Origin of the sequence: Bradyrhizobium sp. dw_78 (assembly GCF_018449525.1) — a bacterium.
In the GTDB taxonomy this organism is placed as follows: domain Bacteria; phylum Pseudomonadota; class Alphaproteobacteria; order Rhizobiales; family Xanthobacteraceae; genus Bradyrhizobium.
The window spans coordinates 46746-61033 of the sequence record NZ_JAAVUS010000004.1 but is presented as its reverse complement, the minus strand read 5'-3'; the positions used below and the strand labels follow the sequence as shown (position 1 = coordinate 61033).

Annotated in this window: 13 protein-coding genes; 7 read left to right on the top strand and 6 right to left on the bottom strand. The window is 63.1% G+C overall.

Annotated features, from left to right (window positions below):
* Positions 1–61: 61 nt before the first annotated feature.
* A complete protein-coding gene (locus tag HB630_RS12105) occupies positions 62–2746 on the bottom strand; it encodes an EAL domain-containing protein (RefSeq protein WP_213772900.1) in 2685 nt (894 codons plus the stop codon).
* Positions 2747–2864: 118 nt separating this feature from the next.
* Here HB630_RS12105 and HB630_RS12100 point away from each other — a divergent pair, with 118 nt between their 5' ends.
* The gene (locus HB630_RS12100) at positions 2865–3308 is read left to right on the top strand and encodes a hypothetical protein (protein ID WP_213772495.1); all 444 of its coding nucleotides are present in this window, start codon (positions 2865–2867) and stop codon (positions 3306–3308) included.
* Between the two features lie 84 nt (positions 3309–3392).
* On the opposite strand, the gene moaC is transcribed toward HB630_RS12100, so the two are convergent.
* Genes moaC through HB630_RS12080 form a run of 4 tightly spaced genes read right to left on the bottom strand, consistent with a single transcriptional unit; the run spans position 3393 to position 7681 of the window.
* Complete coding sequence (gene moaC, locus HB630_RS12095) at positions 3393–3896, bottom strand: cyclic pyranopterin monophosphate synthase MoaC (RefSeq protein ID WP_213772494.1); 504 nt, start codon at positions 3894–3896, stop codon at positions 3393–3395.
* Complete coding sequence (gene trpC, locus HB630_RS12090; protein ID WP_213772493.1) at positions 3897–4715, bottom strand: indole-3-glycerol phosphate synthase TrpC; 819 nt, start codon at positions 4713–4715, stop codon at positions 3897–3899. It abuts the gene before it with no gap.
* A gap of 10 nt (positions 4716–4725) precedes the next feature.
* Positions 4726–5739, bottom strand: a complete 1014-nt coding sequence (trpD, locus tag HB630_RS12085) for an anthranilate phosphoribosyltransferase (protein ID WP_213772492.1) — start codon at positions 5737–5739, stop codon at positions 4726–4728.
* Between the two features lie 40 nt (positions 5740–5779).
* Positions 5780–7681, bottom strand: a complete 1902-nt coding sequence (locus HB630_RS12080) for a peptidylprolyl isomerase (RefSeq protein WP_213772491.1) — start codon at positions 7679–7681, stop codon at positions 5780–5782.
* Between the two features lie 248 nt (positions 7682–7929).
* Between HB630_RS12080 and tpiA the strand changes: the two genes are divergently transcribed.
* The 6 genes from tpiA (at position 7930) to HB630_RS12050 (ending at position 13774) form a co-directional block, all read left to right on the top strand.
* Entirely contained in the window at positions 7930–8691 is a 762-nt protein-coding gene (gene tpiA, locus HB630_RS12075; RefSeq protein ID WP_213772490.1) for a triose-phosphate isomerase, read from the top strand.
* Positions 8692–8826: 135 nt separating this feature from the next.
* Positions 8827–9216 carry a preprotein translocase subunit SecG gene (gene secG, locus HB630_RS12070; protein WP_213772489.1) on the top strand — a complete coding sequence of 130 codons (390 nt, stop codon included), beginning with the start codon at positions 8827–8829 and terminating at the stop codon, positions 9214–9216.
* 166 nt (positions 9217–9382) lie between these two features.
* A complete protein-coding gene (locus HB630_RS12065; protein ID WP_213772488.1) occupies positions 9383–11014 on the top strand; it encodes a CTP synthase in 1632 nt (543 codons plus the stop codon).
* Positions 11015–11150: 136 nt separating this feature from the next.
* Positions 11151–11477: an NIPSNAP family protein gene (locus HB630_RS12060; protein WP_213772487.1), complete on the top strand. Its 327-nt coding sequence runs from the start codon at positions 11151–11153 to the stop codon at positions 11475–11477.
* A 183-nt stretch (positions 11478–11660) separates the two neighbouring features.
* Entirely contained in the window at positions 11661–12548 is an 888-nt protein-coding gene (kdsA, locus tag HB630_RS12055; protein ID WP_213772486.1) for a 3-deoxy-8-phosphooctulonate synthase, read from the top strand.
* Entirely contained in the window at positions 12548–13774 is a 1227-nt protein-coding gene (locus HB630_RS12050; RefSeq protein WP_213772485.1) for an MFS transporter, read from the top strand. Before kdsA ends, HB630_RS12050 begins: the two co-directional genes overlap by 1 nt.
* On the opposite strand, the gene queF is transcribed toward HB630_RS12050, so the two are convergent.
* The gene (queF, locus tag HB630_RS12045) at positions 13771–14256 is read right to left on the bottom strand and encodes a preQ(1) synthase (protein WP_213772899.1); all 486 of its coding nucleotides are present in this window, start codon (positions 14254–14256) and stop codon (positions 13771–13773) included. The two genes, HB630_RS12050 and queF, sit on opposite strands and share 4 nt — an antisense overlap.
* Positions 14257–14288 lie beyond the last annotated feature (32 nt).

Here is a 14288-nt window from a genome sequence, read left to right as displayed (position 1 = left end):
CAAGACTTGGACGGCGGGATGGATTCCAGTTCGCAAGGATAGAGCTTTGATTCTGATTTAATCAGGACCGGGAGAGCTCCAGGGCGGGGGATTTCTTCGCGTGTACGAACAGCAGCTCCCTGATCTCCGCCGCCGGCCTCGGCGGGCTGAACAGATAGCCCTGCATTTCCGAGCAGCCGAGCGTGCGCAGGATCTGTTGCTGCTGCCTGGTCTCGACGCCTTCGGCGGTTGTCGTCATATCGCGTGCGGTGGCGATAACCACCACCGCCTGCACGATACAGGACGATCCCGCCGGCTGTTCGATATCGGTGATGAAGCAGCGGTCGATCTTGATCTTGTCGAACGGAAACCGCTGTAGATAGCTCAGCGAGGAATAGCCGGTGCCGAAATCGTCCAGCGCGATCCGCACTCCGATGTCGCGAAGCTGGTGCAGGACGGCAAGCGCGGCCTCGTCGTCACGAATGAGCACCGCCTCGGTAATCTCCAGTTCGAGCCGGCTTGCCGCAAGGCTAGACGCCGCCAGCGCGGCCACGACTTTCAGCGCCAGAGTGCCGCTCTTGAACTGAACCGGCGAGACATTGACCGCAAGTTTGATATCGTCGGGCCATGTGGCGGCTTCCATGCAGGCCGTGGTCAATACCCATTCGCCGATCCGATCGATCAGGCCGGTGTCTTCGGCGATCGGGATGAACTCGGCAGGCGGGACCATGCCACGTTCGGGGTGACGCCAGCGCAGCAGGGCCTCGCAACAGGTGATCCTGTCATCCTTGAGATCGAGGCAGGGCTGGTAGTAAACCTCGAGCGCGCCGTCCGATATCGCCTGGCGCAGATCCAGTTCCAGCAGGCGCCGTGCCCTGGCCCTCGCATCCATGTCCGGCTCAAAGAAGCGGTAAGTCCGGCGGCCGGCCGATTTGGCGGCATACATCGCAAGGTCGGCACTCTTCAGGATATGGTGGAGATCGGCGCCATGCTGCGGAGCCAGGGCAATGCCGATGCTGGCGTCGGTGGTGACCTGATGACCGAGACAGTCATAGGGCGTGCGAATCGCAGCGAAAATGCGCGCCGCGAGATCGACCACCTCGGCCTCGTTCTTGACGGCGGTTTTCACGACGGCGAATTCATCGCCTCCCAGCCGGGCGACGAAGTCGTCCTCCCCGATGCAGCCGCTCAGGCTCACCGCCACCGATTTGAGCAATTCATCGCCGATCAGGTGGCCGAGCGTGTCGTTGACGCTCTTGAATTCGTCAATGTCGATATAAAGCACCGCCAATTGCTCGCCTTGCGGAATTTGCGCGAGCTTCTGCTGCAATCGCTCGTGGAACAGGGCGCGGTTCGGCAGGTCGGTCAGCGCGTCGTAATGCGCCAGATGCGTGATGCGCGCCTCGGCCTGTTTGCGCTCGGTGACATCTTCGATCATGGCCACCCAGCCGCCCGCTTCCAGCGGCTGGTTGATGATCTGGATCGCCCTGCCTCCGGGCGCCTCGGTGATCTGGTGCGTCATCTTTCCGAGCGAGACGTCGTGGATGATCGAGTTGCAGAACTCGTCAACGTCGCCGTCGAAGGATCCGGTCTGCTTGCGATGGGCGATCAGATCCCGCATGGAGCAGCCCGGCCTGACCACGTCGGTCGACAAACCGAACATCTCGATATAGCGCCGGTTGCAGACGGTGACATGGGCGGTTGCGTCGTAGACGACGAGGCCCTGCGTGATGTTGTTCACGGCGGTGTCGAGGCGCTGCTTTTCCAGCCGATGTTGATGGGACAGTTTGCGTACGACGAGGAAAAGCAGGCCGGAGATCAGCAACACGGAGAGCGACGCCACCAGGATCAGAATTCTGGTCTGCTCCCGCCAGTCGGCCAACGCCGCGGATACCGTCGTGGTCGCAATCACCGAAATCGGAAATTTGTTCAGGACGCGGGTCGAAGCCAGCCGATCCAGGCCGTCGATCGGGCTCTTCAACCGTATCGTGCCGTGGTCGGAGGTCGCCAGGATCTGAAGATGGACCGGAGCGTTGTCGAACTTCGTTCCGATCATCGCCTCGACATGCGGGTAACGGGCCAGCAGCGTACCGTCGCTGTGATAGAGAGAAATCGCGGAGCCTTCCGGAAGCTCCATCGATCTGAAGAATCTTTCGAAATGGGCGGGCGTGACCGCTCTCGTGACGACTCCGATGAATTCATCCTGTGCCCCGGTTATTTCGTCTGCAATGACGGTCGCCCATCCTCCAGTGAAGCGGCCGCGAACGAGTTCGACCAGAATCGGCGTTGCCGCGGATCCGGATTGGAAGGCTTTGAGGAAGGGGCGATCGGCGATGTTGAGGCTTGGAACCGGCCACCGCTCCGACGAATTGAGCAGCGTTCCGTCCGCATCGAAAATATTGACGCCGTCGATGTCGGAGTGACCGCTGACTTTGGCTTCCAGGATCTGGTGCATTTCAGGAGTCGCCGCCAGATTCTTGAGCGGCGACGGTGACGACAATTCGCTCTGGTGGATCTGAGCGACAAGGTCCTTTTGGACGGCCACGAAATCTTCGAGCTGCTGATCGAAGTGACGGGCGAGCAGCAGGACCGTGTTTTCCAGTTCCCGCTCGGCGCGATGGAGGGCACGTTCGCGGAACGCACCTACGATCATGGCGGTTCCAACGATGATGGCGACGACCAGCACGATGCCGACAAAAATAAGCCAGCCGATCGGGCCGCTGCGAAGCGTGGGCCTGCTGTTGGTTGAGGCGTTTCCCGTTGCCATCATCGCTCTGATCGCTGCCGTGGCCAGGCCGCCAGAAGCAGATATCCTCCCTGGCAGGCAAAAGGCTACCGCGCCGATATGGAAGTCACGTTAGGAAGTTGAGTTAACGGGCGATTAATTGGGGCCGCTACCTTGCGTTGCGCGCTGGTATGGTCCGCTGAACGCCGTGTTCTCCGGGCAAAAGAAAGCCCCGCTTTGCGGGGCTTTTCAGATTGTTGCTTGTGCTTACCGCCCGACCCCGGAGCCCGGACCGGTTGGTGTCAGCGTCGATCCGCTCGGCGAGCCGGTGGGAGCGAGCGTGTTTCCGGACGGATTAGTGCTCGGATTTGGACTGCTGTATGCACCGCCGCCGGACGGGCTGCTTTGCACGCCGGCCGCATTTCCGGTGGTGGTTCCAGTCGCCGGCGAGCCTGCGCTGGTGCTGCCTGCAGCAGAACTTCCGCCCGCCGAGCTGCCGGTGCTTTGTGCAAACGCGAACGTGCCGGATAGCGCGAATGCCGTCGCCAAAGCGATTGTCGTAAATTTCATGTGTCGTTCCTCTTCGATGGTCGAGACCGGATAACGGCCACCGAGGCCCGGCGTTCCTACACTGTCGCGTGAGAGTGGCGTGGAAGCGGAAATGGACGCGCCGGGATCACGGACCTGTTCAATCGCCGGCCTGATAGTGTCCCGACTTGCCGCCCTTTTTTTCAACGAGGTGAATGCCCTCGATGCGGACGCCGCGCTCCGCCGCCTTGATCATGTCGTAGATCGTCAGGCATGCGACCGACACTGCGGTCAACGCTTCCATCTCGACGCCGGTGGGGCCGGTCACCTTCACGGTGGCGCGGACGATGCAGCCCGGCAGTTTTTTGTCGGGCGTGATCTCCAGCGTGACTTTGGAAAGCGCGAGCGGATGACACAGCGGGATCAGTTCCGAGGTGCGCTTGGCCGCCATGATGCCGGCGATGCGCGCGGTGCCGAGCACGTCGCCCTTTTTGGCATTACCGCTTTCGATCAACGCCAGCGTCGTCTTGCTCATGACGACGCGGCCTTCGGCGACGGCCTCACGCTCGGTTGCGGGTTTGGCCGAGACGTCGACCATCCGCGCTTCGCCCTTGATGTCGATATGGGTGAGGGCCGATTTTGCGCTGGATGGTCTGCGGGCCATTCAGTCTGCGCCCGTCGCAGGCGAAGCGTCACGCGCCAGCAGCGCACGGGTCGCCGCAGCGACATCCGGCTGGCGCATCAGGCTTTCGCCGACCAGGAATGTCGACATGCCGACGCGCGAAAGCCGTGCGAGATCGGCGGGTGCGAAGATGCCGCTTTCGCCGACCGTCAGGCGATCTTTCGGGATCAGCGGCGCCAGCGCCTCGCTGGTGGCAAGCGTGGTCTCGAAGGTTCGTAAATTGCGGTTGTTGACGCCGATCATCGGTGAGCGAAGCTTCAGGGCGCGATCGAGTTCGGCGCGTTCATGGATCTCGATCAGCACGTCCATGCCGTGCGTCAGCGCCGCGTCCTCGATGTCGCGCGCTGCGCCGTCGTCGAGCGCCGCCATGATGATCAGGATGCAATCGGCGCCGTGCGCGCGGGCCTCGACCACCTGATAGGTATCGAACATGAAATCCTTGCGCAGCACCGGCAGCGCCGTGGCCGCGCGCGCCGCCACCATGAAATCGAGATGGCCCTCGAACGACGGCGTATCGGTCAGCACTGAAAGGCAGGCCGCGCCGCCGGCTTCATAGGCCCTGGCCAGTTCCGGCGGATCGAAATCGGCGCGAATGAGCCCCCTGGATGGCGAGGCTTTCTTTACCTCGGCGATCAGCGCGTAGTCGCCGCGGCCGAGTTTGTCGCGGATCGCGCGCACGAAGCCGCGTGGCGGCGGCGCAACCCTTGCCAGCGCTTCGAGGCTCGACAGCGGATGCGCGCGCTTGGCGGCGGCGATTTCCTCGCGCTTGTAAGCTTCGATCCTGGTCAGGATGTCGGACATCGGGACACCCTCAGCTATTGGAGACGGCAATGAGCTGCTTCAGCCGCGCTGCTGCGGCGCCGCTGTCGAGCGACTTCGTCCCGAGCGCCACGCCTTCCTTCAATGTCATGGCGCGGCCGGCCACGATCAACGCCGCAGCGGCGTTCAGCAGGGCGACATCCCGAAAAGGGCCCGGCAACCCGTCGAGCACATTCTTCAGCGCGACGGCGTTGGCCGCGGCATCACCCCCCTTCAGTGCGCTGCCTTCGACGCGGGACAGCCCGGCTTCCTCGGGCGTCACCTCGAAAGTGCGGATATTGCCGTTTTCGAGGCTGGCGATGAAGGTCGGGCCGGTGAGGGTGATCTCATCGAGGCCGTCCGAGCCGTGTACCACCCAGACCGATTTCGAGCCCAGATTTTTCAGCACCTGCGCCAGCGGCTGGACCCATTGCCGGGAAAAGACTCCAACCATTTGCCGCTTCACGCCTGCCGGGTTGGAGAGCGGACCCAGCAGATTGAAGATGGTGCGGGTGGCAAGCTCGACGCGGGTCGGACCGACATTCTTCATGGCGGGATGGTGCGAGGGCGCGAACATGAAGCCGATTCCGGCTTCGGCGATACAGCGGCCGACATGTTCGGGCGCAATATCGATCTTGACCCCGAGCGACGACAGCACGTCGGCGGCGCCCGAGCGCGACGACAGCGCGCGGTTGCCGTGCTTGGCGACGGGCACGCCACAGCCGGCGAGGATGAACGAGGCGCAAGTCGAGACGTTGACCGATCCGGAGCCGTCGCCGCCGGTGCCGACGATGTCAACGGCGTCGGCGGGGGCGTTGACGCGCAGCATCTTGGCCCGCATCGCCGATACCGCGCCGGTGATTTCGTCGACGGTCTCGCCGCGGACGCGAAGCGCCATCAACAGTCCGCCCATCTGCGAGGGCGTCGCCTCGCCGGACATTACGGCGTTGAAGGCGGAAGCGGCCTCATCGCGTGACAAGGTCGCGCCGGTGGCTACTTTTCCGATGATCGATTTGAGGTGGTCCATCGCGCGCTTTCAGGAAAACGAGGAAACCGGACGGCTCGGCTCAGTTGCTGCCCGCGCCGGTCACCTGCGCGAAGGCGTTTTCGTTGATCGAGGTTCCGATGTCGGACTGGAGCTTCATGACATATTCCGAGATCTGCTCGTCTTCCAGGCTGTGTTGAAGCGAGTCCTTCATCTTCTTGACGTCGTCGGACGCGAGATCGACCGGCGGCACGTTGATGTCGGTCAGCCGAAACACGATCCACTGATCGACGCCGGCGGGAGTCTGGCCGGCGCCGTCCTTGGCGGTGCGAAAGGCGGCGGCGACCACGCTGGCGGGAACGCCGGGCGGGGAGTCCTCGCGTTTGAAATTGGCGGCGGTTTCGACCGCGACGCCGGCGGCGGCCGCCTCGTCGGCAAGCTTGCCGCCCTGTTCGAGCTTTTGCACCATGTCGGTGGCCTTGGCGCGTAACCGGTCGGCGATCTGGTCTTCGCGCCATTTCGCCTCGACCTGGTCCTTGACGTCGTCAAGGCTGCGGTCGCGTGATGGGGTGATCGCCAGTACGTCGTACCAGACATAGCCGCCGTTATACGAAATCGGATCGTTGTCGACGCCGACATCGCTGCTGAAAGCCTGGGTGACGACGTCGAGACCGGGGGGAATGTTGATCGCCGTCTCGCCGTTGGGCTGCCGCCCGGAACGATCGATAGCGTCGATCGTGACGACGGCGAGCTTCAGTTTCTGGGCGGCCTCGGTCACGCTGGCGCCGCCGGCACGCTCGTCTTCCATCTTGTCGCGGAGATCGGCGACCGATTGGCGCGCGCGATCGGCGGCGATTTCCCTCTTCAGGTTCTGGGCGACGCTTTCATAGGATACCGCGGTCCCCGGCTCGATCTTGCCGACCCTGACCAGGGCAACGCCGAACCTGCCTTGCACCGGCTGGCTCACCTCGCCGGATGGTAGCTTGAAAGCCGCCTCGGCGACCGCCGGGTCGAGGATTCCGGATTTCGCGATCAGGCCGAGCTCGACATCGGATGGCTTAAGCGCGCGTTCCTTGGCCAGATCGTCGAACGACGTTCCCGCGGCGATACGGCTGCGCGCGGCATCGGCCTCTTCCACGGTCGGAAACACCATCTGCGAAACCTCGCGCTTTTCCGGGGTTCCGAGTTGGTCGCGGCGCGCCTCGAACAGCTTCTTGGCGTCCTCGTCCGAGACTTCCGACCATTTGCCGATTTCTTCCGGCGTGACCACGACAAAGGCGATCTTGCGATATTCGGGCGCGCGGAACTGGATCTTGTGATCGTCGAAATAAGCGGCGAGCGCTTCCGGCGACGGCGGGTCGATCGTCCCGGCCTGCGCGGCGCCGAGCTTGACGTATTCGATCGACCGTTGCTCGTTCTGGAAACGGCTCAGCGCTTCGATCATGGCCTTGGGCGGCTCGATCCCGGCCGAGATGGTGCCGGCGAGTTGGCGGCGGAGCGAAACCTTGCGCTGGTCGGCGATGTAGCGCTGCTCGGTATAGCCGAATTGCCGGATCGCAGCGGCGAAACGCGCCGGATCGAACGCGCCGTTGGTTCCCTTGAAGTTAGGATCGCTGAGGATCATGCGCATGGTTTCTTCGTTGGATTGTCCGAGCCCGAGGCGCTGCGTCTGCTCGTCAAGCGCGGCCTCGGCGATCGTCTGCTGCAGCACTTGGCGATCGATGCCGAAGGCGCGGGCCTGCTCCGCCGTCAACGGGCGGCCGAATTGGCGGCCGATCTGTTGCAGCCGGTCGGTATAGAGCTGGCGGAAATCATTGAGAGAGATCTCGGTGTGACCGATCTTGGCGACCGTCGATTCTCCGAATCCCCGGAAGATGTCGGCGATGCCCCAGATGCCGAAGCTGACAATCAGCACGCCCATCACCACGGCCATTATGGTTTTGCCGAGCCAGTTTGATGAGGCTTTTCGTAATCCTCGAAGCATGGGTCCAACTTATTTGCAGGAGGGGAACCGGTAGGCCCAAAAGCAATTCGGAGGAATTCAACTCCGAATTCGGCAAAAGGGCATCACCGGGCTGATAAAGCATCATAAAGTGGCAGTCACCCCGTCGCAACCTCGCAGGGGTGGGCCGGTTGACGCGGTTAACGGCTTGACGGCCGCAAAAGCCGGTCTCTGGAACTGGCGCGCGGGCTCTGCTAGCGCATATTCACAAACTGTTGCGGGAATTTCATATGACCGACGCCATTCGGCCGCTGATCGCCGGCAATTGGAAGATGAATGGCCTCAGGGCCTCGCTGACCGAGTTCGAAGCCATGCTGGCGGGCGCGGCCACGGTGGCCGCCAAGACCGATCTTTTGGTTTGTCCGCCCGCGACGCTGATTGCGATTTTCGCCGAAAAGGCGCGCGGCGGCGCCCGGACGATTGCCCTCGGCGCCCAGGATTGCCATCCCGAGGCATCCGGCGCCCATACCGGCGATCTTTCGGCGGAAATGCTGGCGGATGCCGGCGCCACCGCCGTCATTGTCGGCCATTCCGAGCGGCGCGCCGATCATGGCGATAGCGACGCACTGGTCCGGTCGAAGGCGGAGGCCGCCTGGCGCGCCGGCCTGACCGCCATTGTTTGTATCGGCGAAACCCGGGAGCAGCGCGACCGGGGCCAAACCCTCGACATTTGCGGCGGGCAGCTTGCTGGATCGCTGCCGGAGCGGGCTATCGCGGCCAATCTGGTCGTGGCCTATGAGCCGGTCTGGGCGATCGGCACCGGCCTGACCCCGACGGTAAAAGATGTTGAGCAAGTTCATCGGTTTATTCGGGATTCTCTCGTCTCCCGGTTTAACGGGGAGGGGGCCAGGATCCGCATTCTTTACGGGGGGTCCGTCAAACCCTCGAACGCGGCCGAATTGATGGCGGTTGCCAACGTCAATGGCGCCCTGGTCGGCGGCGCCAGCCTGAAGGCTGTGGATTTTCTTGCGATTGCGGCGGGATGTCCCTAGCTAGGGATCTGCCGGCATCGGGGGTGACACAACCCCGTCCGATCGTGTAACACCCGCGCGACTTCAAAAAACCTCGTAAGCCGACGCGCCGCCGCCGGAACTCCGGTTCCCGAAGGTTCGTGACGGAAGGTAAAGATGCAAACTGTCGTTATCGTCATTCACCTCATGATTGTCGCGGTCCTGATCGCGACGGTGCTGCTGCAGAAATCCGAGGGCGGCGGCCTCGGCATGGGTGGAGGCGCCGGCTTCATGTCGAGCCGCGGCACGGCCAATCTGCTGTCGCGCACGACGGCTATTCTCGCGGCCGGCTTCTTCGTGACCAGCCTGTTTCTGTCCTGGCTCGCCAGTTACAACCGTGTGCCGACCTCGATCCTGGGCACGCCGGCCTCGCAGTCGCAGCCAGTGGGTGGCGCCACGCCGGTCGCACCGCCAACCAGCGGCGGTATCCTGGATTCGCTGAAGAAGTCGGACCAGCAGCAGAATCTACCCGCGCCAGCCGTGCCGCAGGCGCCGCAGTCGCAATAACGCGGGGTGGCCATGCAGGATGGCATCTGGCATCCTGCATGAGCGGTCCCCATCAATGCACTGATAATACTTCATTTTCCACGTCACCCACAGCCATGCAGAATGTTTGGCGAGGGGTGCGATTCGTTTTGGCGAATCACAGCACTAGGCTTAAAGGTTGAGTCCCATGGCGCGGTACATTTTCATCACCGGCGGCGTGGTTTCCTCGCTCGGAAAGGGTCTGGCATCGGCGGCGCTTGGCGCCCTGTTGCAGGCACGGGGCTACAAGGTCCGCCTTCGCAAGCTCGATCCCTATCTCAATCTCGACCCCGGAACGATGTCGCCGTACCAGCACGGCGAAGTATTCGTGACCGATGACGGCGCCGAGACCGACCTCGATCTCGGCCATTACGAACGCTTCACCGGCCGTCCGGCCACCAGGGCCGACAACATCACCACCGGCCGTATCTACCAGGACATCCTGACCAAGGAACGGCGGGGCGATTATCTTGGCGCCACCATCCAGGTGGTGCCGCATGTCACCAACGCCATCAAGGAATTCATCCTCGACGGCAATGAAGGCTATGACTTCGTGCTGGTCGAAATCGGCGGCACCGTCGGCGACATCGAGGGATTGCCGTTCTTCGAGGCGATCCGCCAGCTCAAGAACGATCTGCCGCGTGATCATGCGGTCTATATTCATCTCACGCTGCTGCCGTTCATCCCGAGCGCCGGCGAGTTGAAGACAAAACCGACGCAGCATTCGGTCAAGGAATTGCGCTCGATCGGTATCCAGCCGGACATCCTGCTGTGCCGCACCGACCGGCCGATTCCCAAAGAGGAGCGGCGCAAGCTCGGCCTGTTCTGCAACGTGCGCGAAAGCGCCGTGATCGAGGCGCGCGACGTCGACAACATCTATGCCGTGCCGGAGGCCTATCACGACGCAGGCCTCGACGACGAGGTGCTGGCGGCGTTCGGCATCGCGCCCAAAATTCCGCCGGCGCTGCAAAGCTGGCACGTCATCAACGAGCGGGTCCGCAATCCCGAAGGCGATGTCACCATCGCCATCGTCGGCAAATATACCGGCATGAAGGATGCGTATAAATCGCTGATCGAGGCACTGTCGCATGGCGGCATCGCTAACAAGGTCAAGGTCAATCTCGACTGGATCGAGAGCGAGGTATTCGAAAACGAGGATCCCGCGCCGTTCCTCGAACACGTCAACGGCATTCTGGTGCCCGGCGGGTTCGGCCAGCGCGGCGCCGAGGGCAAGATCCGCGCGGCGCAATTCGCGCGCGAGCGCGACGTACCTTACTTCGGCATCTGCTTCGGCATGCAGATGGCGGTGATCGAGGCCGCGCGCAATCTGGTCGGCATCGAGGAGGCGAACTCCACCGAGTTCGGCCCGACGCCGGAGCCGGTGGTCGGCCTGATGACGGAATGGCTGCGCGGCAACGAGTTGGAGAAGCGCTCCCAGGCCGGCGATCTCGGCGGCACCATGCGGCTCGGCGCCTATCCCGCGGCGCTCAAGCGCGGCAGCCGGGTGTCGGGAGTTTATGGCGGCGCCACCGAGATTTCCGAGCGCCACCGTCACCGCTACGAGGTCAACACCGCCTACAAGGACCGGCTGGAACAGCACGGCCTGCGGTTTTCAGGCCTTTCGCCCGATGGCGTGCTGCCGGAAATCGTCGAATATGAGGATCATCCATGGTTCATCGGCGTGCAATTCCATCCCGAACTGAAGTCGCGGCCGTTTGAGCCGCATCCGCTGTTTGCGTCCTTCATTCAGGCGGCGATGGTGCAGAGCCGGCTGGTATAAACTTCAGCTTGGCTCAAGCTGGCTTCGAGGCCAAGCGTCCAGTCATGCGCTTACGTCGTAAAGACGTGCATGACTCACCCAAGACAGCCTTCCGTTCAGCGGCTATAAACGCCACGCAAGAACAGGGAGGCTATCCATGATTTATGAAACCCGCGTCTATCGTTGTCTGCCGGGCCGGCTGCCGGCGCTGTTGAAGCGCTTCGAGACCATCACGCTGAAACTATGGGAGAAGCACGGCATCAAGCAGGCCGGGTTCTTCACCACGCTGGTTGGCGAATCCAACCAGGAACTGACCTACATGCTGGCGTGGGAGTCGCTTGCCGATCGCGACAAGAAATGGACCGCGTTCCAGGCCGATCCGGAATGGATCACGGCGCGCGCCAAGACCGAGGAGGACGGCCAGATCGTTGCCAATATCGTCAACCAGCTGCTGGTGCCGACCTCGTTCTCGGCGGTGAAGTGATCGATCGCGTTTTGCGCGAATTGCAGCGGATGGAGCCCCGGCTTTGATGCCATCAGAGCCGGGCCACGGTCACGGCTTTCGGCTGATCTCACCCTGTGAGGCAAGCCTGATATTCGAAGCCGCCAAAGAGGGTTGATCCCTCGCGCGCCGCCCGGCATGGTCGCGCTCAAAGAGGACGCTAGCTTGAACGCAAACATTTCAGCCGCGCCGGTCGTCAGCGTCGGATCCGTCAAATTCGGCAATGATCTGCCGATCTCGCTCATTGCTGGCCCCTGCCAGCTCGAGAGCCGTGCGCATGCGCTTGAAGTCGCCTCCGCGCTGAAGGAAATCTCGGCCCGGCTGAAGATCGGCCTCGTCTACAAGACCTCGTTCGACAAGGCCAACCGTACCAGCGCTTCCGCCGCGCGAGGCATCGGATTGAGGCAGGCGCTGCCGATCTTCGCTGAAATCCGCTCGTCGCTCGGATTGCCCGTTCTCACCGACGTCCACGAGATTTCGCAATGCGCCGAAGTCGCGGAAGCCGTGGACGTCTTGCAGATTCCGGCATTCCTGTGCCGGCAGACCGATCTGTTGCTGGCGGCGGCCGCGACCGGCAAGGTCGTCAATGTCAAGAAAGGACAGTTTCTGGCGCCCTGGGATATGGCGAATGTGGTCGCCAAGATCACAAGCGCGGGCAACGCCAGCGTGCTGGTCACGGAACGTGGCGTTTCCTTTGGCTACAATACGCTGGTGTCGGACATGCGCGCGCTGCCGATCCTGGCGCGGACCACCGGCGCGCCGGTCATCTTCGATGCGACGCATTCGGTGCAGCAGCCGGGCGGCAAGGGCGCATCCTCGGGCGGCGAACGTGAATTCGTGCCGGTGCTGGCGCGCGCCGCGGTCGCGGTCGGCGTCGCCGGCGTGTTCATCGAAACCCATCCCGATCCCGACCGCGCGCCCTCCGACGGTCCCAACATGGTGCCGCTGCGCGAGTTCGAAGGCCTGGCACGGACGCTGATGGCGTTCGACGCGCTCGCCAAGGCAGCGGACAAAGGCACGGACAAGAATCCAGCAGAGAACGTCGGGCGCTGATGCCGCAGCCAGGTTCGCGGCCCGACGACACACGCCTGCCTGCGGCGATCAATATCATTGCGCTCGCGAGCTTTGCGGCCAGCCTGTCGACGCGGGCGCTCGATCCGGTGTTGCCGCACATCGCCAGCGATTTCGCCGTCAGCATCACGGCGGCGGCGGGCTTTGCTTCCGTGTATGCATTCACCTTCGCTATCGTCCAGCCGGCGCTAGGAGCGGCCGCTGACCTGCTCGGCAAGGTGCGGCTGATGATGGGCTGCCTCGTGCTGCTCGGCCTCGCCAGCATCCTCGGCGCGATGTCGACGTCGTTCTCGCTGCTGTTCGCGACACGGATTCTCGCCGGCATCGCTTCGGGCGGGGTATTTCCGATTGCGTTGAGTTTGACCAGCGACCTCGTCGCGCCGGAAAAGCGGCAGGTCGCGATCAGCCGCACGCTGGCGGGCACGATGACCGGCAATTTGCTGGGCGCCTCGGTGTCCGGCCTGATCGGCGATATGCTTGGCTGGCGCGGCGTTCTCGTCGTGATCGGCGGCATGGTCATTCTGGCGTCGATCGCGGTGGTTGCCGGTTTTCGGGGCACCGATTTGAAGTCGCCGCCGCGAACGAATTTTTCGGCGCTGAAACAGGGCTACCGCACCATCTTCAGCAACCCGAATGCGCGGGTCTGCTACTCGGCCGTGTTCGTCGAGGGTTGCTGCGTGCTTGGATTGTTTCCCTATATCTCCTCGTTCCTGCGCGAAACAGGCGAGACCAGCCTGTCGATCGCCGGCATCGTGATCGCCGGCTTTGCGGTTGGCGGGCTATTCTACACGCTGACCGTTTCGCGTTTCCTGCCGCGCCTCGGCGTCGGCGGGATGATGATCGCGGGCGCGTCGCTGGTGGCGCTGCAACTGGCCGTCGCCGCATCAGGTCCCCACTGGAAATTCCAGTTATTGAGCCTGCTTTTCATGGGCTGGGGCTTCTACATGATCCACGGTTGTCTCCAGGTATTCGCCAGTGAGCTCTCCGTGGAGGCGCGCGCCACAGCGATGTCGCTGCATTCGTTTTTCTTCTTCATGGGACAGACCATCGGTCCGATGGCGTACGGGTTCGGTATCGCGCATACCGGCAAGCTGCCGACCTTGCTGACAGGCGCCGTCGTGATGGTCGTGCTCGGATTTGTTTGCGCGGGGCTGTTGCGGCAGCGGCAGCCCGCGGACGCTTTGGCAAGGCCGGATGTCCAGCCTTAACCCCGCCCGCGATAGGGCGCGACGCCCTGCTCGGGCACCCACATTCCCTTCGGCAGCTGGCCGGTCTGCCAGAACACGTCGATCGGAATGCCGCCGCGCGGATACCAGTAGCCGCCGATCCGCAGCCATTTCGGCTTGATCTCGGATGCGATCCGCTTGCCGATCATCACTGTGCAATCCTCATGGAACGCGCCGTGGTTGCGGAAGCTCGCGACATAGAGTTTCAGCGATTTCGACTCCAGTAGCCACTGGCCCGGCACATAGTCGATCACCAGATGCGCGAAATCCGGCTGGCCGGTGACCGGGCAGAGCGAGGTGAATTCGGGCGCGGTGAACCGCACCACGTAATCGGTATCCCTCTGCGGGTTGGGAACACGGTCGAGCTTGGCCTGTTCCGGCGTCTCGGGCCACTTCACGGCGCGGCCGAGTTGCAGGCCTTCCGATTTCGGCGCGGGCTTCGACGATTTGCGGGGTTTGCTGATCTCCATTGCGCCGTCTTAGAGCTTTTTCGTTT